The sequence below is a fragment of the Paraglaciecola sp. MB-3u-78 genome (assembly GCF_002835935.1).
Lineage (GTDB): Bacteria > Pseudomonadota > Gammaproteobacteria > Enterobacterales > Alteromonadaceae > Paraglaciecola.
Genome location: NZ_PJCF01000006.1, coordinates 58,111 through 84,766, shown reverse-complemented (window position 1 = coordinate 84,766; position 26,656 = coordinate 58,111). Strand labels below are relative to the sequence as shown.

Below are 26,656 nucleotides of genomic sequence, written 5' to 3'. Positions count from 1 at the left end.
AAAACAACCAGCAAATAAACTGCCTCATCTGCCAGATTTGGTATTTAACCTAAGCTATTTACCAAAAACCGACCAGTCCGTTTTTTGAGTGAGTAACTCCAGCGCTTCGGTTCCAAGTTTGCTATTGCCAATAGTATCCAATCCTGGGGACCATACGGCGATTGAAGCATTGCAAGGCGCAATCGCGAGTATGCCGCCACCTACACCACTTTTACCCGGTAACCCGACTCGATATGCAAATTCCCCTGAACCATCATAATGGCCACACATCAACATTAGAGAATTAATGCGTTTTGCTCTATCTGATGACACAACCCGATAACCTGTGATGGGATTGACACCGCTGTTAGCTAAAAACAGCCCCGCAGTTGCCAACTGAACTGTGTTCATTGCGATAGAACAATGATGGAAATAAGTCCCCAAAACAATATCTACAGGGTTTTCAAAATGCCCAAAGGATGCCATAAAATGCGCCAAAGATGCATTCCTCTCGCCAGTCAGTTCCTCTGAACGAGCCACTTTTTCATCTATGACTATGCTTTCATCATTGGCTAAAAATCGCATAAACTGAAGAATTTCAGCCAATATTTCTTTGGGCTGATGACCTTGAATAATGGCATCGGCTATAGCAATAGCTCCAGCGTTTACAAAAGGGTTGCGGGGTTTTCCTTGCTCGTGTTCAAGCTGAACAATAGAATTAAACGGGTCACCTGAGGGTTCTCGGCCCACTCTATTCCACACTCGCTCACCTAGTTTTCCCAAGGCTAAAGTCAAGGTAAAGACTTTTGAAATGCTCTGGATTGAGAATAAGGTTTGTGCGCAGCCAGCACTAAAGACCGAACCATCGGCTAAAGCAACACTGATGGAAAACTGGTCGGGGTTAACACATGCTAATTGAGGAATATAACTAGCAACAGTGCCTTTTTCAGTTCTTGAAGCCATCTGCGCCGCAATATCATCCACTATTTTTTGCATCTTTAACAAGCGCCTATTACTCAAATACACCATTCAAATCAGACAAGAAAAACTTGTAGGCAGGGTTGTCTGTTTGTTCTTGGTATAAATACCCTAACTTAGCTAAGTGTTTATCAAATTCGCCACGCTCAGCATCTATAATATCAAAACCAGCCAATACCAAACCTTCAGCCGCACCGTGATTGCGATAGTGGAATAAAGTGATATTCCATCTTTCGCCCAAGGTATCCAGAAACTTCATCAGTGCACCGGGGTACTCTGGGAATTCAAAGGAAAATAACTTTTCGTTGAGAAGGCTAGGGGGTCTGCCTCCGACCATATAACGCACATGCAACTTGGCCATTTCGTTTTCGGATAAATCAAAACTATTATAACCATTGCTGCTAAGTGAGTCCGTGAGTTTTGCTAATTCTTGACGACCTTCTCTTAACCTGATGCCAACAAAAATATGAGCTTCACGGTCTGTGGAATAACGGTAATTAAATTCGGTAATAGCGCGCCCACCCAAAAGCTCACAAAACGCTCTAAATGCGCCTTTATGCTCAGGAATTTTAACGGCTATGACGGCTTCTTTTTGTTCACCTAATTCGCAACGTTCAGAGACATATCGCAATGTATGGAAGTTGATATTAGCACCACATAAAATGCCACCAAACTTTTTACCTTGCATCGGATTTTTTCTGAGATACTTACGTATACCCGCAATCGACAAGGCACCTGCTGGTTCCGCAATAACGCGAGTATCATCAAATATGTCTTTGATCGCCGCACAGATTTCATCAGTGTTGACCGTTATCACTTCATCTACATATTTTTGGCATAAACGAAAAGGTTCTTCACCAATAATTTTTACCGCAACACCATCAGCAAAAATGCCCACATGATCAAGAGGTACAGGTTTTCCTGCCTCCATAGCGGCTTGTAAACACGCTGACTCATCAGACTCCACGGCGATAATCTTCAATTCAGGCTTAAGCTGTTTGAGAAATACCGAAATGCCAGATATCAATCCCCCGCCACCAACGGCGATGAATAAGGTATCTAAATCCGGATTTTGTTCAAGTAATTCACGGGCTATGGTTCCTTGACCAACGATGACGTCTTCATCATCGAAAGGAGCAACCATAGTGTAACCATGCTTTTTAGACAGCCGTAGTGCTTCTTCTTTTGCTTGTTCAAAACTGGTGCCATGCAATACCACATCCACGAACTCTCCACCAAAATTGCGCACCGCTTCGACTTTAATATCCGGTGCAGTAGCGGGCATAACAATCGTAGCTTTGACCCCTTTCTTTTTTGCCGAGTAAGCCACGCCTTGAGCGTGGTTACCTGCAGAGGAAGCCACCAAACCTTTTGCCAATTGTTCATCAGAAAGCTGGCATATTTTGTTATAAGCGCCCCGCAATTTAAAAGACTTAACAGGCTGTTGATCTTCTCGCTTTAACCAAATTTCGTTACCTAAAGAAGCAGAAAGCTTATCTAGTTTTTGTAAATCAGAATTCACCGCCACGTCATAAACGGGCGCTAACAATATTCTCTTTAGATAATCATTCGCTGAACGGGTCATTTAATCTTCCAATTTTGATGCATCACGCACCGCACCTTTATCAGCACTGGTGGCTAACAAGGCATAAGCTTTAAGGGCAAGTGAGACTTTACGCACACGAGATACAGTTTCCATGGTTTTTCACTGACATCCATTGTTTCGCGGCGTATTTGTAAGGCTTGGTCGCTAATATCAATTTTACGTGCTGAAATATCGATAATAATAATGTCGCCTTCTTCAACCAAACCAATGCCGCCACTGGCTGTTTCTGGCGCACAATCGCCGATAGACAAACCTGATGTACCACCAGAAAAACGACCATCAGTAATCAATGCGCACTTTTTACCTAAACCTTTGGCTTTAAGATAGGTGGGGTATAACATTTTTTGCATACTAGGGCCACCTTTTGGGCCTTCATACCGAATGATAACCACGTCGCCAGCGACCACTTTATCAGCCAAAATAGCTTTTACTGCCTCATCTTGGCTTTCAAATATATGCGCTCTGCCAGTAAACTTATGGATAGACTCGTCCACACAGCGGTTTTTACAATACAACCATTTAAAGCATTATTGCCAAATAACACAGCTAGGCCGCCTTCTTCGCTGAATGTATTGGCGCGATTTCGGATACAACCATTTTCACGATCTGTATCGGCTGTAGGATAGCGACAATTTTGGCTAAAAGCTTTAGTGGTGCGAATTCCAGCAGGTCCTGCTTTATAAAATTGCAATGCGTGCTCATTGGCAGGATTAGTAATATCCCACTGTGCTATGACTTCACCTATGGTTTTATCTAATACGTGTGGCGAATCTGCATGTAACAGTCCGGCTCGATTTATCTCAGCTAAAATAACTAACACGCCACCCGCTCGGTGCATGTCTTCCATATGATATTGTGGTGTAGCAGGCACGACTTTACATAGATGCGGTACATTACGAGACAACCTATCAATATCATCCAAAGTAAAAGGTATATCTCCTTCAACCGCTGCTGCCAACAAATGCAAGATTGTATTAGTCGAGTGACCCATGGCAGTGCCATTAACAAAAACCCCCTCGAACTTTCGTGCGAGGGGGTGTGTATTCTAATATTCTTACAAGACGTTAACACTATTCCCACAATAAAATAATCACATACCTTTATACTAGGGATGTTGTCACTGCATTGCGCAAAAAGAATAGGGCATTACATCAAACATTTTATTTATCATCACTGGATATAGAAATAGCATGAAGCTGATATTTTGATCAAGCATTGCTATATGCCTTTTTAGAGGGTTATATACCTATACATTTTAACTTTATCATTCTTAAATAAACAAACTTACACATTAGGAAAATATGGAAACTTGGTTACATTGGGTGGATTTAGCGGGTGTCGCGGTGTTTGCTATCGCAGGTACACTGATGGCATATAAAAAACACATGGATGGCTTTGGTGTGGTGGTACTTGCGTCGGTTACTGCCATTGGCGGTGGCACCCTAAGGGATATGATTTTAGACTTACCGGTTTTTTGGGTACAAGATCCTAGTTTTTTCTATGTGATTATCCTCGCAGCCTTTTCCACAATCATATGGTTACGTAGCAAAGACACGTTCCCACTGCGTTACCTGTTTTTCGCCGATGCTTTTGGTTTAGCGTTTTTTAATGTGATGGGCTTACAAAAAGCAATGACTTACGGCGCCTCTCCTCTTGTAGCGATTGCATTAGGCACTATGACAGCAGTCTTTGGGGGATTGATCCGCGATGTAATTTGCCGAGAAATTCCAATGGTTTTAAAAGGTGAACTATATGCTACCGCTTGTGTTTTAGGCGGGGCGAGTTACATCTTAGGTTTTCAATTAGGTTTGAGTACCGTCAGTTGCATGATAATAACCTTCTGCATCACCTTAGCCTGTCGTCTCTGCGCGATGAAGTGGAACTGGCATCTTCCTGTCTTTAACCCTCACGATTCAGTGAAGGATGAATAACTCGCAATTTTATGATGATTAGCTAGCCTTAAGACTCACCCTGTTCGCAAATGGAGTTGCTTGATGTCATTAGCCGTTGTTTATTCAAGAGCAAGCGTAGGCATTGACGCCCCCCTTATTACCGTTGAAGTGCACCTATCCAACGGCCTACCCTGCTTTAACTTAGTCGGGTTGCCAGAAGCATCTGTACGAGAGGCAAAAGACCGAGTCCGCAGTGCATTAATTAATTCTGGCTTTGAATTCCCCGCTAAACGTATCACAGTTAATTTAGCGCCTGCGGACTTACCCAAAGAAGGCGGGCGTTTTGATTTAGCCATTGCCATAGGCATTATCGCAGCAAGTAACCAACTAACCGACAACCAGCTAGGCAATATCGAGCTAGTGGGGGAGCTGGCTTTATCTGGAGAGATTCGCTCCATAACTGGTGCCTTACCTTTTACCTACGCGTGCTCACAAGCCAATCGTATAGCGATATTGCCCGTCGAAAATGCGGCTGAGGCATCGTTGATTAAAGATGCAAAAATTTTACCTGCTAGCCAATTATTAGATGTATTTCATCATATAGCCGGGCAACGCGTCCTTGATCTATACCAAGCACAATCCCTAGAAGAACAAGCATCTTATGAAAATGACCTGCAAGACGTGGTTGGTCAGGCAGCCGGCAAACGTGCCTTGGAGATTGCCGCCGCGGGTGGACACAATTTGTTATTTACCGGCCCGCCTGGCACAGGTAAAACTATGTTGGCAAGTCGCCTCATTACGATTTTGCCTCCAATGACAGATGAAGAAGCCTTAGCCTCAGCGGCGATTCATTCGATTGTGGGTAAACCTGTTGACCCTGCCACTTGGAAGCAACGGGCTTTTCGCCATCCACACCACACCAGTTCTGCGGTAGCTTTAGTTGGAGGGGGAAGCATACCTAGGCCGGGTGAAATTTCGCTGGCCCACAATGGCGTGCTATTTCTTGACGAATTACCGGAGTTTGACCGCAAAGTATTGGATGTATTGCGAGAGCCTTTAGAATCAGGCACGGTGAGTATTTCCAGAGCCGCGAGGCAAGCACAATTTCCTGCAAGATTTCAGATACAATCATGATAGTATGAATAACTTATAAATTAGTAAAAGCTAATAATTATATATGTCTAAAGCGATAAGCTACATGAGATTCTCAGCATCTCACCAAGAAAAAGGCTCAACAATAGAGCGCCAACAAGAAAGAATTAACAGATGGCTGGTTGGCCACCCTGAAATTGAAGAATCTCACTTGTCTAGGATAGACAAAGCTGCAAGTGGTTATAAAGGCGAGCATTTGGAACAAGGGTTTGGCGCAATATTAAGAGCTATTGAAACTGGGGAAATTCAAGCTGGTGATTATTTACTGGTGGAGGCTATTGATAGACTTGGCAGATTACCTCCTATGGATATGATTACACTTTTAATACCAATATGTAAGGCAGGAATCATTATTGTTACATTAGAAGATAATCAGGAGTACTCAACAGCAGCATTAAATGGTGGCGGCTCTGCTCTTTTTATCTTGGCAGGGAAAGTACAACAAGCATATGAATACTCAAATAGACTATCAGGCAGGTTGATTGAAGCCCATAAAAACAAGAGGAGTATAGCCCTAGCTGGTGGGCCTGTTAAAAAACTAAACCCTGTATGGCTAACCAGTGATGGAAAACTAATCTCGGAACATGCAACTATGGTTAAGGCTTGCATAGCAGAATACCTAAATGGCTTAGGTGCTAGAGCAATTATTTTAAAGCTTCAAAGACAATTTAAACACTTAGAAGGCGTACACCCAACAACTTTGAATCGATGGTTCTCTAACCCTGCTATTATTGGCGAGTGGCATACGAAGGAGCACGCCATCAGCAATGTTTTTGAAGCGCTAATAAGTAATGACGAATACTTTACTTTACAACGCGAAATCAAACATAGAAAACTGACTCCAAGCCCACCCAAAACTTATGATTTATCTGGCATATTAATTTGCGGGAAATGCGGTCGTAGATTTCATTATAGACGAAAGAAACACAACGACTATACAATTACATACGCAAACTGCAGCACCTATCTTAAGAGGGGTAAAATCTACTGCGACAATAATAAAACTTGGCCATACGAGGTGCTTTCTTTTGTTTACAGAGAGACCTATTCAAGCTACATATTATCTCTAGCATCAAGAAAAGACTTCCACTCTAATACAATTAAAATTACCAATTTAAAAGATGAGTTGGATGCGATTTCTCCGAAGATTAATAAATTAAAGAAAGTAGCAGAGACTTTAGGTAAAGACTTGGAAATAGTTGAGATAACAAACTCTATCAGAGAATACGGCCTTGAAAGACGTCGTATAGAGCAGCAGATTGCATCTTTAAAGCAAGAGGAGCTCTCTAGTGAGCATGGAGTTGATGAAGTGATAAGCAAGTACGAATCCGTCGTTAGGGACCCGACACTCAGACGGGAGAGCTTAATAAAGTTAGGCTACAAAATGATTGTATTAGGTGATGAATTGTCAGTTACAAATTTAAAGGATGAGACTTGTTTTATAAAACTATTAAAGAGGTCAACTTCAAACAAATGCTACTTTATTGAGAGGTCATTCTCTGGAAAAAAGAGGATTGAAAAGATAGCAATAAATAGGGACGGTCTATGCGCAAAGACCAGTTTAGATTTCGTGACTTGGGAGGACTTCTCAAGCAATTTGAAGGACTTTTTTGCTGCCGAATTACTCGAAGAAGGTGAACTCCCACCATCAGGATTAGACGGAGCGTAACTCAGAGAAGGAACTAGCAGCAGTCAGCCGATAAGCCTACTCCAACTAATCTTGTTCATTCAATTTGTTAGCTAGACAGCTACTCTAAGGCATTTGAGAGCAAAATGTGTAGCACTTTTTGTAGCAGTCAATATCACCTATTTTTTGCTACATAAGCACTTCACGCTTAAGTAACTTCAATTCATGAAGCTGACTGCTTGAAAGTAATCATATCTGGTTTTATTTAATTACCAATTAAAGTCAATGTGCTACCTTTGAGCGTGGCGAATTTACTGCCAATGATTCGGAGCAAACTTTATTCGCCATGAGGTGTAACACTATGGAAAATATAAAATGAAAGGGATAAACAAGAGTGAAGTAGTTGCGCTTTTTATGGGCTTATTTTTGGGACTGCTTATTAGCTCATTCTGGGTGATAAGTTGGGTATCAGACAGTAAAGAAGCAGAGACAACCGTTGGTTTACTAATTAAGTATGCTTTACCTCTGCTTTTAGATGCCTTAATGACTTATGGAATAATCGCAACTTACTTGAGCTGGAGAGAAAAGAAGAAGTGGAGTGGCATTAAAACCAAAACTCTTGAGGACTGTGCATCAGTTTACAACTGGGTTTTCACTGCCGTGAGTGTGGCAATCACCACAGACCATCCGCTAAAGGCTGAATCAATGCTAAAAAATACCACATATCGTCACGAGCGACTAAAGAACCTGTTAACGATGAGCGGCACTGGATTAGGCAGCGATACTTTGCCTAGGCTGCTTAATATAACTGAAACGATAGACCTGTTATTGCCTAAGGTGAAGTTCCTAATTGCTTCTGTCAAACTGGACTTAGAACTCAAAGCAAATAAGCAATCTGGGCTTTTTATCATGAGCTCAGTACCAGCCTCACTTTCAGAGCTAAAAAAACAGGTTGAAGATTGCTTGTCGGAGAGTAAAGATATAAGCAGTTCGGCAAATCTTCATGACCCCCTAAGAATGAAAGACAATTGGGCTGCATTTAAAACAAGAGTAAATTTGAGAGACGACATAGGAGCGCGCATTGATGTAGGTAGACGCTCAAAAATATTGGTCTACGACATTGAAACTATGACTCAAACATCTTTGAATGCTGAAGTAGATTGTGTTGTCGAAACTTTCCACTATTAGAAGAAAAACGAAAAATTCAAATAACAACTCTTTCTTAATCTCAGCTCCTAGGCCTTGTGTGATTATTGCCTGTAATAGATTTTATTTTATCAAACGATAACATGCTTCAAACCAAACATTACTGTTTAAACATAAACCCACATTTAGTGCATGTATATTTTGGTTTTAACAACAAAAGCAAAAGACCAATAGGGAAAAGCACAACCACAAAAAACCACATTATGAACCCCCGACTTCCATTAGCTAAGCTTTCACATTTTGGACAAGATAATACTGACATATACAACCCTCTTAAAATAGCCACTGCAGCATACTAAACAACAGACAAAATTACACAATAGTAAGCGAAATAGACATTATTCAATAAATTTCATTATACCTGATTTTGTATACAGTCAATTTAAGTAGAAACTATTTAGCAAGCCAGTTAATTCACAGTCAGCTTTATTGAAACTTATTGTGATTACAAAATCAATGGCGAATGACGGCTTTTGGCACTTAGCTGCCTATGAGACTTGTGTAAATGGTGATTGAGTGAGTAAATTACTATATCCCTACAGCTACATACATGAGCGCTTAACACCAAACCCAGTGCCAAATATCAAACCTTTTAGAAATTTCAAATATCTGGTCTATCTATAAACAGTAGCTCTTAATTATCCCTAACCCTCATAATCGTCTGCCTACTAACATCATAATCAATAGCCAACCTGTAAACCGTTGCGCCCTTCTTAAGCTTCCCTTTAATCTCTTGCTTCTTGTCATCACTCAATATTGACTTACGCCCAAACTTTACGCCATTAGCTTTAGCAGCTTCTCTTCCCTCTCCAGTTCTCTGAGCTATCAAATCACGCTCTAACTGCGCAAATGTAGCTATCATTGAAATTTGAGCTTGAGCAAAAGGACTTTCATTAGTGGTGTCGATGGCATTGTCTAACGTTTTAAACTGAACACCCTTATCCCTAAGTTGCTGCAAGACCTCTAATATAGCCTTGAGAGAGCGCCCTAGACGGTCTAGCTTAGTTGTTACTACTATATCCCCCGCTCTGACATACTCCACCAGCTCAGCTAGCTTAATTGTATTCTGCTTAGATACACCAGACTGCTTACCATGAAAGATTTTATCACAACCTATAGCGCTCAATGCTTCAAGCTGTATTTCTAAATCCTGCTCTCTTGTTGATACCCTTGCAAAACCGACTAGCGCCATGTTACACCCCCGCTCAAAAGTTAAAAGTTATGGACAGGGTTAATATAACATGTCCAAATCATATATCAAAGGATATTTGAGCATGTCCTTATCTGCCATGTATATTATGAACGTACACATGATAAATGCTTAGTATTTATGGTTAATATCTGACACTTTATGCCAAGAGGGTTGGGCTAGTCCTGACAGGCAGGAATGAGGGCAGAATGTTATTTATTGGAAATACGAGATAAGGCACCTAAACTTCAAGCAGTGCTTACAGTGATTACAGGGAATTAATTATGTCTAATAATATTGGGATGGAAGTGATACGGCTAGCGTTAGAGGATGCTAATTTAGCTCAGAAGCAGATAGAAGAGCTAGTGTGTAGTTCTGATACTGGTGGGGATTTACTTAATCTAACCCATAAACAAACTTTGTTAATAGAATCAATAGTTGAGTTATTCAATAGAATAGACTGAAGCTTAACAATCAACTAACAGTGCCTCTAAGAGGTTTTAACTGTAAACCTAAGATTGGTATGTATTATGCATAATAAGGCTGTCACGGGCTTCTGAGGGCTTCCTGCGCCTATTTCTATGTTGTTTTTGATACATTTCGATTATTACGCCAGACTTAACCACCTTAGTTTATTGTTAAAATGAAACTGTAAAGTCCTCTCCATTCTTTTTGTATTTTAGATTCTTAGTGTCCTCGTATCTCCACCGCCCCGTATTGCCATAACTGTCAACTGACGCCCATAATATCTCGTTATTGGATATGTGACACACATTCTTCCAGTTGGAATTATCGCTTCGGCGCGTATAACTAATCTCGACAAAGAAGCCGGAGTCTTGAGTTACAGAGCCGCTACGCATAGAAGATAGGGGTCTTCCAAATTCTGAGGCTATGTACTTTTTACATAAGTCAATTTTAGTGCTTCTGGAAAGGTCTTGGTCGTCATACCCAGACTGACCTCCAAATATAGCAAAGAAGACAACAACAACAAAAACCCAAACAAAAGGATGAGCCTTAATATCGCCCCAAATATTTAGCTTGCTCTCGCTACTGCTTTCAAGGGCTGCCTTATCATCTGCACTATTATCAACTGGTAGTGGTAATTGCTTATCTATGGCCTTCTCGATATGCCACGAGTATTCTAAATCTGTGGATTTTTTGTCAGTAGTAGTTTTTTCAATTGTTGTTTTTTTATTGGCGTGGATTTTTTTAAAGTAAGCTTTAATAGAGGCCATGACTGGCGAAATGGCGCCTAAGATACCCTTTGCATCTTCCTTAGTGCTCTTTGCATCTTCCTTAAACTGAAACCAAAGCGCCCCGTTTTCCTCAGCAGCTTGGTGTTTGTCAAGAGCTAGGTGTTTGTCAGTATGGTACTTGTTAAGGAGTGACTTAATAAGCTCTATGACTGCATTATTGGTGGATAATTCAATCACTAATATCAGCTGTATCAACTTATTTTCGCTGGGTTCAAGGTAAGTTAAAATGAGCACTCCATCATAGAGTTTCGACTTAAACTGCCCTTGACCTGTAACTGCATCTGCAATCGCACCCACTCCAGCAAACAACACCCCACCAATAGCTGCGCGCCCCAAAGTCGCCCGCTCTTTATTAATAATTGATTTTTGATTCTCAATTGAAATGTCTACGAGTTGCGAAAAGTGGATTGTATAAGCAATTAGTGGGCCACTACTAATGACTAGGCCCAGCTCATTCATAGTAATGCTTAAATCCCCATCCTCAACATAAATATCAGGATTCGCCTCACCAATAAAGCACCCATTCACCTGATTATTTAAAGGGCGTGAGCTTTTCTGGAAATGCGCCGTTACAACAGTTAGGTTTTTGGCTAGAGCGGGCTTAGTAAATGCATCCTCTAACCTTTGGATTTTTTGCTCTACTGGGCAGCCACACTTAGGGCAGGCTATGGCCTTATCGCTTATATTGGCATTGCATTCTGGGCAGTCAAATAGTGCCATGTCATTTCCTTATTCTTTAATTGTGTAACTCAAAAGCCTTACTGACTTCTACTGTATAGTTTTTTATCCGGCTCGACTTATCTTTATTTACGCTACTCTCACTGGCCTTATAGTTGGATTTGCATAAACGCTTTGCGTGACTGTGATTGTTAACGCCACTATAGCTAGATTAGTTATTTAGCAGTAATTTGATGATGCAAGGCCAAACCTTGACTGAAGCTTAATCTATTGAGGAAGTATATTTCAACAGGGCTTATTAAAAAACTTAACAGTCAACTAACAGTGCCTCTAAGCAATTTTAACTATAAACCTAGGCATTGGCATGTATTATGATTAATAACGCTGTCACGGGCTTTTGAGGGCTTCTGAAGGGCATTGCTAGGTATTGATACACTGTTGTTGATTGTATTTTTAAAGAATTTACTTTTTTAGTGTATATGCGAGAGGTGGTTAAGCACTTGAGTTACCCTAGACCCCCCCTCATTCTTGCTTTGTATTATATTCTGAAAAGAGCTTCTCAATTTTCACTGTGAATTCGTCTATCTGGTCTTTTCTAGTTGGGAGCATATTTGATTTATCCCTAAAGCTAGATGAGCCATATACTTTAAGGCCTTTGCGCATATAGTCTTTAGTCACGTATTTGGCCAGATAGCTCAGAGCATAGACACACTCTTCTAGTACGCCTCCAATAGGCTTGCCTTCATTTTTCTTCCTTGTCTCAATAATGTTGGTTCTTAAGTACCTATAGCCTTCCCCAGTCGCTATTTGTTGAACCATATCCTTAGCTTGCTGTTCAGCCATTTCCTTAGATAACATTTCTCGCTTTAATAGAAAATAACCATTCACTTTAATGTAAGGCTTTAGTTCATCAGACAAAGTAACTTTAGTTTTATCTTCTAATACTTTAGTTGCTATTTCTTGGTATCTATCAGTTATTTGCTTCACCTTAAGTCTATTAGGCATTCTGAACCCACAGGTAAAGTGATAATGTATACCCATATTGGCTTCGTGGGTGCCTAACTCTCTAGCCCATACATATTGAATGTCTTGGAAGATAAGTTCTTTAGTATCTGGATTTTTAACCTTCCTAAGCTTTTTAAATAGGTCAGTGTTTAAGTCCTTCAATTCTATTTTAGAGTTACTCAAATACAAGTCATATCTAATGATTAAAACTTCGTTGTGCCTTGCGCATAACCACATCAAGAAGCTAAGTAGCTTATCCATAATCTGAACTATATAAATACCATCGCGTTTGAATCTACCTTCATCAGGAAGTGTAACTTTAAAACCTTTATATTCTTCTTCATGTGAGATATCAAAATCATGAGGCTTAGTTAGTCTTATCTCAGGCGCAGATAACTTAGCTATTTTACTGAATTTTTTACTCATGCAATTCCTTTTAATATGAATTTAGTAAACATATTATCATGAAATAAAGCCTATTTTGTTTATAGAGACTCTATTTACTAAGATATTATGTAGTAGAGAACTTTATACAGGTGCTTACCAGATAAGCCCTATCGAGCATTTATAATGGCAGAGTTGTTTTGACCTCTTTATTGTAATAAACCCATTCTTATTATTCATACTAAACAGATTCCATTCAATTAGTCGCGGCTATGAATCCCAGTCCCACGGGGAGTTTAAATGATGGCCGTAGCAGCTGCGAACAAATTCTACGCTATCTAAATCGTATCTCTGGCCCATTTTTAGATCGTATTGATTTGCAAGTTGATGTACCAAAACTACCTAGCAATGACTTTTCTGAACAGGTGAAAAGTCGCGGTGAAAGCAGTCAAGTGGTGCGTAAAAGAGTTATTCAAGCCCACCAATTACAGCTAAATCGCTGCGGTAAAACCAATTCGCAACTCGGTAGCAAAGAGGTTGAGGTACAATGTGTCTTAATCAAAGAAGATCAGTTATTCTTGCAACAAGCAGTGGAAAAACTAGGGTTGTCACTGCGTACTTATCATAGAGTATTGAAAGTATCGCGGACTATTGCTGATTTGGATCAGGCACCTACTATTAGTCGTAAACACTTGGCAGAGGCGCTTAATTATCGTGCGTTTGATCGAATGTTGGCACAGTTATCTAATGTTTGATGTTTTTTACAAGCAAAGGAATATGCGCTGTGCTTATTGTCATCCCGCGCAGCGTTCGTATGACGATTACTCTGCAAAAATTAACAAATAAGCGGCGAGCATTCAGCCGAAGGAGAGAGAAAATCAAAAGCATCGGCTTTGCCAACTAAGAATCACAATACCTAGCCTTTGAGCAAGTATCCCTATTCCGGTTAACTCCAAATAGGATAAACGATGTCGTTGTCACATTAAGTATCAGGCTCCTGATCTTGTTCGTTTAAAGGTTTAAATTGACTACGACCTCATTAAATTTGCAACGTGCTACTATAATTGTCCACCTTACTCCATTGAGTTCACTACCATGCAGTTTAAAATTTTTTTGTAACTACTCAGCACATAATCTAGTTTATTTTTAACGATCAAAAATTAAAAAATGATCGACTTGCTTGATCATTTCTAAGCGTTATTATACTGTTTTATTTCGATAATTACGTGGCTAAATGAAAGTAAGCGGCATTGATATTGAGTCGAATATCAATAACATTAAAGCACAAATTGAAGCGGACAATACATTGTCACCTTCAATGCGTACTGCTATGGATTTATTGCTTCTTATTGTCACGTTACTCTGTCAACGGCTTGGGCTTAACAGTAATAACAGCAGTATACCGCCCTCGTCCGATCAAAATAGAAAGAAAAATTCAAAAGGCAACAGTACTAAAAAATCAGGTGGACAAAAGGGGCATAAAGGCACAACGCTACCACTTGATGACAACCCTGACATCACACATAAATTAATCGTTGATAGCACACTTTTACCGCCCGGTAACTATACTGATATGGGTGAAGAGGTGCGGCAAGTGGTCGATATTGAGTTTAAGCGTGTCGTCACTGAATATCGCGCACAAATACTTGAGAATGAGTTAGGTCAACGCTTCGTTGCCCCATTTCCCCAAGACGTTAATAGCCGTATTCAATATGGTATTGGGTTAAAAGCTCATGCGGTTTACCTGTCCCAATATCAATTACTGCCTTATGAGCGCATTCGTGAGTATTTCACTGACCAGCTTAATATACCTTTGAGCAGCGGCAGTCTTTTCAACTTTATCAATACCGCTTTTACCAAACTGGAAGAGACGCAAGCATTAGATATTATCAAAGCGAACTTGAGAAAAGAAAAGACATTACATACCGATGAAACTGGCATCAATATCAACGGAAAAAGACAATGGCTACATAACGCTTCGTCTCTGGATTGGACGTATTTATCAGCCCATGAAAAACGAGGCCATGATGCCATGGATGAGATTGACATATTACCCCAGTTCAACGGTGTGATGTGCCATGACCATTGGAAACCTTATTATCGTTATGAGTGCCTACATTCATTATGCAATGCGCATCACCTGCGAGAATTAACTCGAGCGTATGAGCAAGATAATCAAGCTTGGGCTGAGGAAATACGGGTGTTTTTAGTTAAGCTCAATCAAGAGGTAGATAAGGCTGGCGGGTTACTCAGTGTTGAAAGACAAGACACCTTGCGACGTCACTATCAAGCGATTTTAAAGGCAGGAGAAAAAGAAAGTCCTGCGCCGATACCAGTGAAAGGTAAGCGAGGACGGCCTAAAAGAACTCAATCACGTAACCTACTTGAGCGATTACAAAACTATGAAAGCGATGTACTTAGATTCATGACGGATGAGGCAGTGCCATTCACTAATAATCAGGGCGAAAATGATTTGAGGATGGCAAAGGTTCAACAAAAGATATCGGGATGTTTTAGAAGTGCTAACGGAGCCAAAATGTTTTTTGGATTACGTAGCTATCTGTCGAGCTGCAAAAAACAAGGGATCAGTGGGTCCACGGCATTAACGTTATTATTAAATGGCATGCTGCCTAATATCTTTATACCCGCTGAGTAGTTACATTTTTTTTACATGCATTTTTTTAGGTATTATTATTTTGTTTAGTGGTGTTGCTTATGCCGCCGACAATGCCGAAACGAAACCAGAAACAAACCCCATACCTGAAGCTCAGCAATTTGTAAGCGAGCACAAAGGACGCTTCAACGGTCAGAACATTAATTATACAGTGACTGCGGGGGAAACTTATCTGAGGGACAAAAACGGCCAAGAAACAGCCAGTATTTTCACCTTCGCCTACACCAAAAATGAAAAGAAGGGCCAGTCTCGTCCTGTTACTTTTATTTGGAATGGAGGCCCAGGTTCAGCGTCGACATGGTTACATATGGGGGCTTTTGGTCCAAAAAGAGTCAAAGTACCTAGTGACGCACAATTTCCGGGAACGCCTCCTTATCCCATATTGGATACATCTGAATCCATACTCGATGTTACAGACCTGGTATTTATTGATCCCGTTGGCACTGGGTTTTCTCGGGCACTGGGTGAGCATAAAAGTAAGGAATTTTGGGGATTACAACAAGATGCCACTTCGATGGCTGAATTCATCAGAACTTGGATAACAGCTAATGGTCGTTGGAATTCACCGCGTTTTTTATTGGGCGAAAGTTACGGAACTACTCGTGCTGCAGCCGTGGCTAAAATTTTAGAAAAAGATTTATCTATTAGCTTAAATGGTATTGTTTTTATCTCCCAAGCCTTGGATTATCAAGGCTCAACTCCCTACGTAAAAGATAATATCATTTCCCATATTACCTATTTGCCGACAATGGCTGCGGCTGCAATTTATCATGGAAAAATCAAGCCAAAACCTAAAAATTTAGAAAGTTTTCTTGCACAAGCACGGACATTTGCAACTGATGAGTTAATGCCTGCATTATTTAAAGGCAACACCATAGACACAAAAACGCATAATCATATTCGCGATAGATTAGCCTATTTTACGGGGCTGACACCTTCGTACATAGATAGGGCCCAATTACGCATCCAAGGGTTTCATTTTGCAAAAGAACTTTTACGGGATAAAGGCTTATCCATCGGATTGTTAGACGCACGTTACACTGTTGATGAAGTTGACGATTTAAAAGCCACGTCCGATTATGACGCAGGTCTTGCTATTAAATCGGCCTTTAATTCGGCACTGATGAGTTATATTAGCAGTGATTTAGGGGTGAATTGGGATCGCACTTATTTAGCACCTGCAGATGATGAATTGTCTGATCAATGGAGTTGGCGTACCGCACCAGAAAATAAAGCTTGGGAGCCAACTTACGTCAATACAGCTCATGACTTATCAAAGGCTTTACGTATTAACCCTGCACTTAAAGTGATGGTTGCCTCGGGATATTATGATTTGGTGACGCCTTTTTTTGATGCTGAATATACATTGAACCGTCATGGAATTAAGGCAGAGCAAATCCAATACCACTATTATCACGGTGGTCATGCGATGTATGTGAACGAGACAGCAAGGGTAGATTTACTCAAAGACACCCGAGCATTTATACAACAACAAACTAGTCAAAATTAAGTTAAGCTCCGCGTTCCATGGATTGCGGGGATTTTTCACCTAATTTAGCTAGACAGCCAATGCAAGTGGTGTCACAAAGTAGTGGCCGAGAAATTGTGCATTTTGAAGCGCCTCCAGAGACAGATTTAGAGCAGCAACTTGCACGTTTTATTATTTGGTTTAACGCCGACTCAGAACAAAGTGAACATTCCCTTGCTCAAGGCATTATACGTGCGGCCTTCGCACATTTGTGGTTTATCACCCTGCATCCTTTTGAAGATGGTAATGGCCGCATAGCACGAGCTCTAACTGATCGCGCTTTGGCACAAAGCGAAAACTGTAGCGTCCGTTTTTATTCACTCAGTAGCGCTATCGAACAAAACCGTAAAGGTTACTATCACATACTGGATATCGACGGAGGAAGGTAAAATAACGCAATGAGTAGTTATCGACAGAGTAGTTTAGTGAAGCACCGACGGGAACGGTTAGTACGAACATAGCACTTAACAATTAAACAAAGCTTGAATAGCAGGTTCATCGGCTCTTTTTTGTAAACAGCACAAGCCCAACTGATAAGGCTCAATATCATCCAAAGCAATACGATTCACTTTTTGACCTATGGTGGAATAATCAAGCACCACCTCGGGCACTATGCCCAAACCACAGCCTAACGCCACCATACTCACTATGGCCTCATTTCCAGCCACTGTGGCATAGATACGCGGCCTTATGCCTTGTTCAGCAAACCAATGATGCACTATACGTTTGGAAGGGCCCGACTCGGGCAAAATGAAAGAGTGTTGACGCCAGTCCACTTGTTCTAATCGATTTAACAAGGTGTCTTTGGGCGCAATAAGCAACAGTGGAATTTCACCTAGGGATAAGAACTCTAGCTCTGCAGGAAAGTCAGGCGTGTGAATAGCAATAGCCGCATCCACCTCTTGCTGCATAACTTTGCTGACCGACAAAGCGGGATCGCCAGTACTCAATTTTATTTCCACTTGGGGATATTTGTGCCTAAAGTTATCTAAGAGTCTAGGCAAATGACTTTGGCTGGCGGTGACTGAACAAAAAAGACTGAGTTCTCCTTGAAGTTGCTGATGCTCATGTTGCAGCTCCCACTTTACTTTTTTCCACTCAGTCAAAATTTGTTGGGAAAATCCCAGAAGTTTTGAACCTGCAGCAGTGAGTTTAACCTTACGATTATCCCGCACAAACAAAGTAGTACCGCACTCATCTTCAAGCCTTTGAATGGAACGGCTCAAGGTAGAAGGGCTAACAAACATCGATTCTGCAGTTTTAGCAAAATGTAGATTGCTGGCTAAATGCTGAAACAGTTCTAAGCTTCGAATATCCATAAATGTCCTAACCTCACCCACGTTCCGAATTACGCAATACTATATTGCAAATATATCATTTTAAACAACATTGATTTACCTCTATTATCCGGTTATCGCAAGTGGATCACTAACTTGCACCGAAAAATGAAGAGGATTTTAAACATGGCAAATTATTTCAATACATTATCTTTACGTCAGCAATTGGACCAAATTGGTCGTTGTCGTTTTATGCAACGTGCAGAGTTTTCTACTGGTTGTGATTTTCTTAAAGGCAAAAAAATTGTCATCGTTGGCTGTGGTGCACAAGGTTTAAACCAAGGTTTGAACATGCGTGACTCAGGCTTAAACATATCCTATGCATTGCGCCAAGCTGCAATTGACGAAAAGCGTGATTCATTCCAACGCGCAGATGGTAATGGCTTTATAGTGGGTACTTACAAAGAGCTTATCCCGACCGCGGATTTGGTTTATAACCTGACTCCAGACAAGCAACACTCAAGTGTAGTAGAGGCTGTTATGCCTCTTATGCAAAAAGGTGCAACCCTTGGCTACTCTCACGGCTTCAACATTGTTGAAGAAGGTCAGCAAATTCGTTCTGATATTACGGTTGTTATGTGTGCACCTAAATGTCCTGGCACGGAAGTACGTGAAGAATACAAACGTGGATTCGGCGTCCCTACTCTTATTGCCGTACATCCAGAAAACGATCCTCAAGCTCAAGGCTGGGATATCGCTAAAGCATTAGCATCGGCTACAGGCGGCGATCGCGCCGGTGTACTCGAGTCTTCTTTTGTTGCGGAAGTAAAATCTGACCTGATGGGTGAGCAAACTATTTTATGTGGTATGCAGCAAGTCGCCGCGGTATTAGGTTATGAAAAAATGATTGCTAATGGCATTGATGCAGGCTACGCAGGTAAATTAATCCAGGACGGTTTAGAAACGATCACCGAAGCATTAAAAATTGGTGGGGTCACCAATATGATGGATAGGTTGTCTAACCCGGCCAAAGTGAAAGCCTTTGAATTGTCTGAGCAGTTAACTGAATTATTACGCCCTCTTTTTGGCAAACATCAAGACGATATCATCAGTGGTGAATTTTCTCGCACTATGATGGAAGACTGGGCAAATGGCGATGCGAATTTGTTTAAGTGGCGTGAAGAAACTGGCCAAAGTGGTTTTGAAAATGCACCCGTATTCGAAGGTCTAATTGACGAACAAGAATATTTTGACCACGGTGTCTTTTTAGTTGCCATGATAAAATCAGGCGTTGAATTAGCCTTTGATGTGATGGTTGAAGCAGGTATTTTACCAGAATCAGCCTACTACGAGTCATTGCATGAAACGCCGCTTATCTCGAACACTATCGCTCGCAAGCGTTTGTATGAAATGAACGTCGTTATTTCTGATACAGCTGAATACGGTAACTACTTATTCGCTAATGCAGCTATTCCTTTATTAGCAGAAAAGCTGATGCCTAGCATTGGCACTGACCTTATCGGTAAGGCGTACACAACCGCTTCTAACAGTGTTGATAACAAAAAGCTGGTAGATATCAATAAAACCATAAGAGAGCACGGTGTAGAAACCATAGGCGCTAAGCTGCGCGGTTATATGACAGATATGAAAGCCATAGTCGAAACAGCTTAATTACCTTTTTGAAAAAAAAATATTGAAACGATTTCTGTCGTAAGGTGCTTGATAAAAGCCCTCTTGCCCAGCCAATTTGGCTGGGCTTTTTTGTATTTAATTTAAGGTTTTTTGTGGGTGTCTGTGATGGAAGACAACCTAACAGCCGCAATTCATTAGACTTCATTGGGATATGACTAGAAAAGCAACAAAAATCGTAACTATTCAGCCTCATGAAAATATATTTTGACGATCCCAGCGATCGTATTGACTGATCCCGCTAGGATGTCAGACTTGCCTTAATATCACTTTAGTTATTAACCAATGAAGATTGACGGCATTGAAATCGACAGTGTGATCGATTCAACAAAAAAGTTGCTTACAGAGGATAAATCAATTTCGCCGGCCTTAAGAGCGGCAATTGAATTGATCATGCTGGTTGTGTCTTTGCTTGCTAATCGATTAGGACTAAATAGCCAAAACAGCAGTAAACCACCCTCCACAGATTTTGATAGAAAGAAGAATTCAAGGACTAAATCTGACAATCCGGCCGGCGGCCAGAAAGGGCGGGAGGGTAAAACGCTGAGCCCGTTCGAAGAGCCCGATGTAGTCAAGGATATTCCCGTAAACAGGGCGCTATTGCCTCCTGGGAAGTATCGTGATGCTGGCGTCCAGTGTCGTCAAGTGGTTGACATAGAAATATCACGCATGGTCACCGAATACAGAGCGCAAATACTGCTCAACGAAACAGGCAAGAAATTCACAGCTGAGTTTCCACAAGGTGTTAACAGTGCTATCCAATATGGCGATGGCATTAAAGCGCACGCGGTTTACCTGTCACAATATCAATTGCTGCCTTATAAACGTATTGAAGAGTATTTTTCCGATCAACTCAATATTCCGATCAGTGCGGGAACCTTGTTTAACTTCAATCAAAAAGCGTCAGATTTAATTGAGCAAACAGGTGCCGCGGATCGGATCAAAGCCGCACTACGAGCATCACCCGTGCTGCATGTTGATGAAACAGGCGTCAACATTAACGGCAAGCGGCGTTGGTTACATTGTGCCTCATCACTTACCTGGACGTATTTCCATGCCCACGATAAACGTGGGAAAGAGGCCATGGATGCGGCCGAGATACTGCCATGCTTTACGGGCATTCTGTGCCATGACCACTGGAAACCTTACTACAAATATATCCTATGTGAACATTCTCTGTGCAATGCCCATCATTTGAGAGAATTGGAAAGAGCGTGGGAGCAAGACAAGCAGAAATGGGCCAATGAAATGCGTGCACTGCTGACCAAGCTTTGTCAGGACGTGAAGGATAATGACGGTAAGTTAACGCCAGAGTCTGCCCGCGTCGCCAGAGAACAGTACCGTGAAATACTCTTTGAGGGTGATAAGGAGTGTCCGCCACCAAATGAGGAGGACCGACCAGCAGGACAACGGGGTCGTTTAAAACGAACCAAAGCGCGCGCCTTGCTTGAACGGCTCAGAGAATTTGAAAATGATGCGCTTAGATTTATCGAAATAAAAGATGTCCCCTTTACTAACAATCAAGGGGAAAACGATATTCGAATGACAAAAGTACATCAAAAAATATCGGGATGTTTCAGAAGTCAAAACGGTGCGGATATGTTTTGTTTGCTTCGCAGTTACATATCCAGTTGTCGCAAGCAAGATGTTTCAGCAAGTGAGGCGTTGCGACTATTGTTCAAGGGCAGGCTTCCTGACATCTTTTCATCTGCGCGACCTGAATAGTTACCAAAAATCAAACTCTTATCAGTATGTTTCAGCAATACCTCCCCTCTATGTAGCCAAATACAGACACTTCAAGCTAAAAAAAAGTAGCGATCCCTTGATTTTAGAGACCTGGCAGACTTGGCCTATGACTTGCTAAAACCACTCAGACAATAAAACGCCGCATCAACAACACTGTCATTCATTCCAATAGACGAACAACAGGATTAAGCATGAATAAATCAATAACACGTATTGCCAAAATGGATGATTGGTTTTTTGAAGTTAAGATGGTTAGAGCAATAAAATCAAAAAACTATGGCGACCCCTACTCAGCCATCGCACAACTGACTGCCAGTGGAGAGCAGATGCACATAGACTCTCATTTATCGGTCAAAGACGAAGAACTCAGCAAAAATGACTTTATGACCATTTACAAGTTTTGTCAGACAATGGGGATGAAGGGCATTAGTTATGACAGAATTAAAAATGGCTTTCGAACATCAAAACATATAGACATTTCGGAAAACCAACAACCCAATATACGTTTAGTAAAATAGTTGGGCAACCGCAGGATATAAAAAAGCGCTATGTATACACCAAACTTGGTACAACATATACACAGCGCTCAAAATTGAACAAAAATCAAACAGAAAGGATTGAATAAGAATCAAACTACAGACTCAGTTGCATCATAACTAAATTTTACTGAATAAAAGATGAACAACCTATGAATGTAAAACTAGGTAAGCAAGACTAAGGTTTATTTGCGTTCCAATATAATACAAACGACACACTACCAAATCCTAAAAAACCTACTGCCACTGGCGTGATGGAAGAGTCAATAAAACTGCCTACAAAAACCGCAGTAGGTACCGAAATCATACTACTGATAGAGCCGATAATAGCCGCACCTAAACCGGCCATTGCCCCCAAAGGTTGCATAGCCATAGCATTAATGTTGCCAAACAAAATGCCAATACAAAAGAACGCACAAAACAATACAGAAACAAATTGCCACAAAGGCGGAACGCCATCAGAAAGTAAGCATAAAACCGTCAACACTGTAGAGAAAAGCAACCACCCTAACATCGCCCAAGTGCATAATTTACGCATACCCAAGCGCATCACTAACGTGCCATTAATAAAAGATGCCAGCCCAATGGAAAATGCCAACATAGCAAAATACATGGGAAACAACTCCCCCGTATCATAAATATGTTGAAACAGCGTTTGAGAAGAGCTGATATAGGCCAAAAACGAACCAAAGATCGTGCCAGACGAAAGTGTATAGAACATCACTGATTTATGCGTCAGGATAAACTTACTTGAAATCCATAATTGCGACCAACTAAAAGGCAGACGCTTTTCTTTAGGCAATGTTTCTGGCTGGCGAATAAAAAACCATAAACCTATCAATGAGCCATAAATCAAAAATGATGAAAAAATATGCTGCCATGAGAACCAAAATAAGATGGTTTGACCAAAAATAGGTGCCAGCATAGGCACTAAGATAAACACCATCATAATAAAAGACATGACCCTAGCCATGGCTTCACCTTCATACTTGTCTCGGATCACTGCTAAGGTCGCAATTCTTGGCCCTGAGACACCAAAGGCTTGAATAACACGGCCAACCAACATCACTTCTAGCGACTCTGCATAGATACAAATTAGGGACCCAACAGCAAAAATAATTAAACCAGAAATAATGGCGTAACGTCTGCCCTTACTATCAGACAAAGGCCCATAATACAGCTGTCCACAAGCCATACCGATAAAAAATAGCGACACAATTAAGTGGGTTTGTCTAGAGTCTGTAATGTTTAAGTCGGCACCAATTTGAGATAATGCAGGCAAGACTGCATCTATACTCAAAGCGACCAAAGACGTCATCATTGCCATTAGCGTCACAAACTCAACTAAGCCAATATTGGCCTTTGTTATGCTATTTGTGTTACTAGGAGATGAATTGTGATTGGATGACATGGTAAAGCCAGTGAAAATTAAGGCTGCGGAGTCTAGCACTGCCGCAAGGTAGTGCTTAGAATTTTTAGCGAACTCTTTAAGTAGGTGCTTATAAAAACAACGACTTTTCTAAGTGTGTTTTTAAAAACAAATCCAGTGCCTTGAAAGCCCCATGACTATTTTAGGGGAATATGGAAACGCTTATTACTGAGGATCGAATCATTACTTTTAAGCACATAGAGTGTGCCATATTCAGACTCTGCAATAGTGACACTCGCACCGCCCATTAAAGCCAATAACTCAGGCGTGGTATTGCTGTGACCGACGACTAAAACATGATCTTGGATTTTCAGCTGAATGGCGAATCCAGCTAAATTCCGAGGATCGTAAGATTGTATTTCTACCTTTTTTAGCTCTGCAACGGGAGTCGCTGTTTCTAGGGTCCGATTGTAGTCAGTCGAATAAACGGAACTAAGTGATTTATCAGAAAAAAACGCGGCGAGTGCTTCTGCCCTAGCTTTACCTGCTTCAGTCAAACTTGGATTATCACCCAACTGCTTTTCGAAATGGCGCACAAAATACCATGTTTGTGGTTCTGCAAGGCAAAATGTAGATATGGCTAAAAGGCACAGCCCTAGAAAATACTTGCTCATGAGCTCGCTCCTATTCTGTCACCTCAGACAAATCTTTCAAACGCCCATTGCGTAAACTATATATCCAACTGTGTACCTGCAATGGCTGGCCACGCTTGAGCGCCTCTTTTACGATGCTGCTACGTTTGACGTTATCCGCCTGTTCGAGCACATTAAGCTCACAAAGCCGAGCAGATTTTTCATGTTCATTTAAATTTAAAAGTTCTTCCCTATGTTTATACACAATATCTTTAATATGCCCTAACCAATTATCGATTAGTCCAAGTGGCTCTTCTTTAAGCGCGGCTTCAATTCCACCACAACCATAATGGCCACATATAATCACATGTTTCACTTTGAGTACATCAACCGCATATTGCAGCACAGACAAACAGTTAAAATCGGTATGTACTACTAAATTAGCCACATTCCGATGCACAAAAATATCACCGGGGATTAACCCCACAATTTGATTCGCCGGTACGCGGCTATCAGAGCATCCTATCCATAAATATTCAGGTTTCTGACGCTCTGACAATTTATTAAAGAACTCAGGGTCGGAATTTCTCTGATCTTCAGACCATTGCCTATTGTTTTCAAGAAGTTGTGTAATGTCGCTCATGAACCCTCACATTGTTGCAGCGCAGTATAGAGAAACTAAAGGTAGCAGCAAGGCTAACTTCAATAAATGTCAGAATTTTAAAAATCTAATGCATATTCAGTAGATGAGCCAAATGAAAGCAATTGAACCATTATAGTGCAACGCTTTTTAAACGCGTCTCCGATTAACTTTTAAGGCTAACCACAACAATCCATAGCTGCAGCCAATTGTATACCACCTCTACTCAGTGGTAAGCAATTGGCAACGATCTTGCAAAACCATTATTCTCTTCAATACAAACTAAAATATAAAAAAATAAGAATAGTGCTTAAGATTAAGCAACGATTAAGAGGGTGTTTGTTGAATCACTACTGCATAGTAATCAGTTTCAAAGTTAGAGTTTTGATGGTATTGACCAACAAAATAAATAGGGGGGGAGGACTTGCCTCTGTAGTGGTTGACCCTGTTTCAAACAATTTTTTTATTGGAATCGATAGGAATGGGGTTCTGTAGCAAAGTTGATGTTATCTCTGTTTATGTAGATGAGCAACAAGACTAATAAATATACATTCTCCGTTGTGGATAAGTCATATCGTCCGGCCCGATGATAGGGCTAAAGGATGAGTTAGTCGGTGAGTATTTAACGATTTAACACAATGTATACTTTTAATATAGGCACTTTACCTTAGGTAACAGATGACAGTAGCGGCATTAGACATAGTAAAAAGTCAGTGGTTTGCCAGCTTAGAGTTGCAGTTGGGCCATTCAGCATATGGTACCCAACTGACTAAAACCAAACGCTGTGGACCTTTGACCATTCAAAAAGCCTTTTATCCAGAAGGCAGAGATTGTGCACATTTGTATTTGTTACATCCACCAGCAGGCATAGTGTCTGGCGATGAACTTCATGTGAGTATTGATGTACAGCAAAACGCCCATACGCTAGTCACAACACCGGGTGCAAACCGCTTTTATCGGGCTCGCACTGATTTATCCATTGGCGATCCTAAACAAACTCAAATCACTCAAATTAGCTTAGATGCCAATGGGAAGTGTGAACATTTCCCCCTCGAGACCATAGTGTATAACCGCGCCAATGGGGTGAATAATGTGGAGGTCAGACTCAATAAAAACAGTGTGTATTGTGGCTGGGATATGACCTGTTTGGGTTTGCCCAGTTCATCTGAAGACTTTTCCCATGGTCGTTTTACTCAGCTCAACACGTTATATCGAGATGATATATTAATTTATCATGACAAAGTATTAATTGAACCCAGTAGTAATATTCAACAACACGCCGCTGGTTTGGCTGGAAATACAGTGTTTGGCACATTTTTAGCTTATGCTTCTGAAAAACAAGTGAGCCATGAACAAAGAACACAATTGATTGCACAGCTTAGAGACGTTATTGAGAAACATTCCGCCAGCTCGTTGATCAGTATTACGGATATTCGGCAACTATTAGTGATGCGTTATTTGGGACAGCAAGCCCATCAATGCAAAACTTTATTTATTGAACTGTGGAAACTAGTGCGCCCTTTGTATATGGAAAAACAAGGTGTACAGCCCAGAATTTGGTTTACCTAGAGGTTCAGTTTTATTGAGCCCAAGTCACAAATGTAGAGATTAAT

The 26,656-nt window shown here is 41.0% G+C and carries 21 protein-coding genes and 2 pseudogenes; 13 read left to right on the top strand and 10 right to left on the bottom strand.

The features are described 5' to 3' along the window. Window positions 1–54: 54 nt before the first annotated feature. From CXF95_RS14525 to CXF95_RS14515, 3 genes and pseudogenes are all read right to left on the bottom strand, one after another. Window positions 55–975, bottom strand: a complete 921-nt coding sequence (locus CXF95_RS14525) for a glutaminase (RefSeq protein ID WP_101199378.1) — start codon at window positions 973–975, stop codon at window positions 55–57. A 16-nt stretch (window positions 976–991) separates the two neighbouring features. Beyond that, window positions 992–2,542, bottom strand: a complete 1,551-nt coding sequence (gene ilvA / locus CXF95_RS14520; RefSeq protein WP_101199377.1) for a threonine ammonia-lyase, biosynthetic — start codon at window positions 2,540–2,542, stop codon at window positions 992–994. Then, window positions 2,543–3,584 (bottom strand): annotated as a pseudogene (locus CXF95_RS14515) (dihydroxy-acid dehydratase); the annotation flags it as partial. Window positions 3,585–3,864: 280 nt separating this feature from the next. Between CXF95_RS14515 and CXF95_RS14510 the strand changes: the two are divergent. From CXF95_RS14510 to CXF95_RS14495, 4 genes and pseudogenes are all read left to right on the top strand, one after another. Then, entirely contained in the window at window positions 3,865–4,494 is a 630-nt protein-coding gene (locus CXF95_RS14510) for a trimeric intracellular cation channel family protein (protein WP_101199376.1), read from the top strand. Window positions 4,495–4,557: 63 nt separating this feature from the next. Further along, window positions 4,558–5,580, top strand: a pseudogene (locus tag CXF95_RS14505) (YifB family Mg chelatase-like AAA ATPase); the annotation flags it as partial. A 52-nt stretch (window positions 5,581–5,632) separates the two neighbouring features. Continuing rightward, a complete protein-coding gene (locus CXF95_RS14500; RefSeq protein ID WP_101199375.1) occupies window positions 5,633–7,276 on the top strand; it encodes a recombinase family protein in 1,644 nt (547 codons plus the stop codon). A 333-nt stretch (window positions 7,277–7,609) separates the two neighbouring features. Continuing rightward, complete coding sequence (locus tag CXF95_RS14495) at window positions 7,610–8,422, top strand: hypothetical protein (RefSeq protein ID WP_101199374.1); 813 nt, start codon at window positions 7,610–7,612, stop codon at window positions 8,420–8,422. Window positions 8,423–9,074: 652 nt separating this feature from the next. Here the strand turns inward: CXF95_RS14495 and CXF95_RS14490 are convergent. After that, on the bottom strand, window positions 9,075–9,632 hold the full coding sequence (locus CXF95_RS14490) for a recombinase family protein (protein WP_101199373.1): 558 nt from the start codon (window positions 9,630–9,632) through the stop codon (window positions 9,075–9,077). Window positions 9,633–9,913: 281 nt separating this feature from the next. On the opposite strand from CXF95_RS14490, the gene CXF95_RS14485 reads away from it, so the two are divergent. Continuing rightward, window positions 9,914–10,093: a hypothetical protein gene (locus tag CXF95_RS14485; protein WP_101199372.1), complete on the top strand. Its 180-nt coding sequence runs from the start codon at window positions 9,914–9,916 to the stop codon at window positions 10,091–10,093. Window positions 10,094–10,267: 174 nt separating this feature from the next. Here the strand turns inward: CXF95_RS14485 and CXF95_RS14480 are convergent, their stop codons facing one another. Then, window positions 10,268–11,605 carry a zinc ribbon domain-containing protein gene (locus CXF95_RS14480; RefSeq protein ID WP_101199371.1) on the bottom strand — a complete coding sequence of 446 codons (1,338 nt, stop codon included), beginning with the start codon at window positions 11,603–11,605 and terminating at the stop codon, window positions 10,268–10,270. A 480-nt stretch (window positions 11,606–12,085) separates the two neighbouring features. Continuing rightward, complete coding sequence (locus CXF95_RS14475; protein WP_101199370.1) at window positions 12,086–12,994, bottom strand: inovirus-type Gp2 protein; 909 nt, start codon at window positions 12,992–12,994, stop codon at window positions 12,086–12,088. A 212-nt stretch (window positions 12,995–13,206) separates the two neighbouring features. Between CXF95_RS14475 and CXF95_RS14470 the strand changes: the two genes are divergently transcribed. From CXF95_RS14470 to CXF95_RS14455, 4 genes are all read left to right on the top strand, one after another. Further along, window positions 13,207–13,707 carry an ATP-binding protein gene (locus CXF95_RS14470; RefSeq protein WP_255418932.1) on the top strand — a complete coding sequence of 167 codons (501 nt, stop codon included), beginning with the start codon at window positions 13,207–13,209 and terminating at the stop codon, window positions 13,705–13,707. A 479-nt stretch (window positions 13,708–14,186) separates the two neighbouring features. Further along, window positions 14,187–15,608, top strand: a complete 1,422-nt coding sequence (locus tag CXF95_RS14465; protein WP_101197251.1) for an IS66 family transposase — start codon at window positions 14,187–14,189, stop codon at window positions 15,606–15,608. Window positions 15,609–15,648: 40 nt separating this feature from the next. After that, on the top strand, window positions 15,649–17,136 hold the full coding sequence (locus CXF95_RS14460; RefSeq protein WP_232787859.1) for a S10 family peptidase: 1,488 nt from the start codon (window positions 15,649–15,651) through the stop codon (window positions 17,134–17,136). Window positions 17,137–17,195: 59 nt separating this feature from the next. Next, the gene (locus CXF95_RS14455; protein ID WP_198556596.1) at window positions 17,196–17,543 is read left to right on the top strand and encodes a Fic family protein; all 348 of its coding nucleotides are present in this window, start codon (window positions 17,196–17,198) and stop codon (window positions 17,541–17,543) included. A 75-nt stretch (window positions 17,544–17,618) separates the two neighbouring features. Here the strand turns inward: CXF95_RS14455 and ilvY are convergent, their stop codons facing one another. Then, complete coding sequence (gene ilvY, locus CXF95_RS14450) at window positions 17,619–18,473, bottom strand: HTH-type transcriptional activator IlvY (protein WP_101199368.1); 855 nt, start codon at window positions 18,471–18,473, stop codon at window positions 17,619–17,621. Window positions 18,474–18,617: 144 nt separating this feature from the next. Here ilvY and ilvC point away from each other — a divergent pair, with 144 nt between their 5' ends. The 3 genes from ilvC (at window position 18,618) to CXF95_RS14435 (ending at window position 22,384) form a co-directional block, all read left to right on the top strand. After that, complete coding sequence (ilvC, locus tag CXF95_RS14445; RefSeq protein ID WP_101199367.1) at window positions 18,618–20,102, top strand: ketol-acid reductoisomerase; 1,485 nt, start codon at window positions 18,618–18,620, stop codon at window positions 20,100–20,102. 303 nt (window positions 20,103–20,405) lie between these two features. Then, the gene (locus tag CXF95_RS14440; RefSeq protein ID WP_101197042.1) at window positions 20,406–21,845 is read left to right on the top strand and encodes an IS66 family transposase; all 1,440 of its coding nucleotides are present in this window, start codon (window positions 20,406–20,408) and stop codon (window positions 21,843–21,845) included. 212 nt (window positions 21,846–22,057) lie between these two features. After that, on the top strand, window positions 22,058–22,384 hold the full coding sequence (locus tag CXF95_RS14435; RefSeq protein WP_101199366.1) for a hypothetical protein: 327 nt from the start codon (window positions 22,058–22,060) through the stop codon (window positions 22,382–22,384). 196 nt (window positions 22,385–22,580) lie between these two features. Here the strand turns inward: CXF95_RS14435 and CXF95_RS14430 are convergent, their stop codons facing one another. The 3 genes from CXF95_RS14430 to can form a co-directional block, all read right to left on the bottom strand. Beyond that, window positions 22,581–23,813, bottom strand: coding sequence for a multidrug effflux MFS transporter (locus CXF95_RS14430; protein WP_101200066.1), 1,233 nt, complete (start codon window positions 23,811–23,813; stop codon window positions 22,581–22,583). Window positions 23,814–23,968: 155 nt separating this feature from the next. After that, window positions 23,969–24,445, bottom strand: coding sequence for a histidine phosphatase family protein (locus CXF95_RS14425; protein WP_101199365.1), 477 nt, complete (start codon window positions 24,443–24,445; stop codon window positions 23,969–23,971). Between the two features lie 10 nt (window positions 24,446–24,455). Then, complete coding sequence (can, locus tag CXF95_RS14420) at window positions 24,456–25,046, bottom strand: carbonate dehydratase (RefSeq protein ID WP_101199364.1); 591 nt, start codon at window positions 25,044–25,046, stop codon at window positions 24,456–24,458. A 675-nt stretch (window positions 25,047–25,721) separates the two neighbouring features. Here can and CXF95_RS14415 point away from each other — a divergent pair. Then, on the top strand, window positions 25,722–26,612 hold the full coding sequence (locus CXF95_RS14415; RefSeq protein ID WP_101199363.1) for an urease accessory protein UreD: 891 nt from the start codon (window positions 25,722–25,724) through the stop codon (window positions 26,610–26,612). Window positions 26,613–26,656: the final 44 nt, after the last annotated feature.

Excerpts from the sequence above, each read along its gene's own strand:
- CXF95_RS14525 (WP_101199378.1), bottom strand. The coding sequence starts at position 975 with ATGCAAAAAATAGTGGATGATATTGCGGCGCAGATGGCTTCAAGAACT.
- ilvA (WP_101199377.1), bottom strand. The coding sequence starts at position 2,542 with ATGACCCGTTCAGCGAATGATTATCTAAAGAGAATATTGTTAGCGCCC.
- CXF95_RS14510 (WP_101199376.1), top strand. The coding sequence starts at position 3,865 with ATGGAAACTTGGTTACATTGGGTGGATTTAGCGGGTGTCGCGGTGTTT.
- CXF95_RS14500 (WP_101199375.1), top strand. The coding sequence starts at position 5,633 with ATGTCTAAAGCGATAAGCTACATGAGATTCTCAGCATCTCACCAAGAA.
- CXF95_RS14495 (WP_101199374.1), top strand. The coding sequence starts at position 7,610 with ATGAAAGGGATAAACAAGAGTGAAGTAGTTGCGCTTTTTATGGGCTTA.
- CXF95_RS14490 (WP_101199373.1), bottom strand. The coding sequence starts at position 9,632 with ATGGCGCTAGTCGGTTTTGCAAGGGTATCAACAAGAGAGCAGGATTTA.
- CXF95_RS14485 (WP_101199372.1), top strand. The coding sequence starts at position 9,914 with ATGTCTAATAATATTGGGATGGAAGTGATACGGCTAGCGTTAGAGGAT.
- CXF95_RS14480 (WP_101199371.1), bottom strand. The coding sequence starts at position 11,605 with ATGGCACTATTTGACTGCCCAGAATGCAATGCCAATATAAGCGATAAG.
- CXF95_RS14475 (WP_101199370.1), bottom strand. The coding sequence starts at position 12,994 with ATGAGTAAAAAATTCAGTAAAATAGCTAAGTTATCTGCGCCTGAGATA.
- CXF95_RS14465 (WP_101197251.1), top strand. The coding sequence starts at position 14,187 with ATGAAAGTAAGCGGCATTGATATTGAGTCGAATATCAATAACATTAAA.
- CXF95_RS14455 (WP_198556596.1), top strand. The coding sequence starts at position 17,196 with ATGCAAGTGGTGTCACAAAGTAGTGGCCGAGAAATTGTGCATTTTGAA.
- ilvY (WP_101199368.1), bottom strand. The coding sequence starts at position 18,473 with ATGGATATTCGAAGCTTAGAACTGTTTCAGCATTTAGCCAGCAATCTA.
- ilvC (WP_101199367.1), top strand. The coding sequence starts at position 18,618 with ATGGCAAATTATTTCAATACATTATCTTTACGTCAGCAATTGGACCAA.
- CXF95_RS14440 (WP_101197042.1), top strand. The coding sequence starts at position 20,406 with ATGAAGATTGACGGCATTGAAATCGACAGTGTGATCGATTCAACAAAA.
- CXF95_RS14435 (WP_101199366.1), top strand. The coding sequence starts at position 22,058 with ATGAATAAATCAATAACACGTATTGCCAAAATGGATGATTGGTTTTTT.
- CXF95_RS14430 (WP_101200066.1), bottom strand. The coding sequence starts at position 23,813 with ATGTCATCCAATCACAATTCATCTCCTAGTAACACAAATAGCATAACA.
- CXF95_RS14425 (WP_101199365.1), bottom strand. The coding sequence starts at position 24,445 with ATGAGCAAGTATTTTCTAGGGCTGTGCCTTTTAGCCATATCTACATTT.
- can (WP_101199364.1), bottom strand. The coding sequence starts at position 25,046 with ATGAGCGACATTACACAACTTCTTGAAAACAATAGGCAATGGTCTGAA.
- CXF95_RS14415 (WP_101199363.1), top strand. The coding sequence starts at position 25,722 with ATGACAGTAGCGGCATTAGACATAGTAAAAAGTCAGTGGTTTGCCAGC.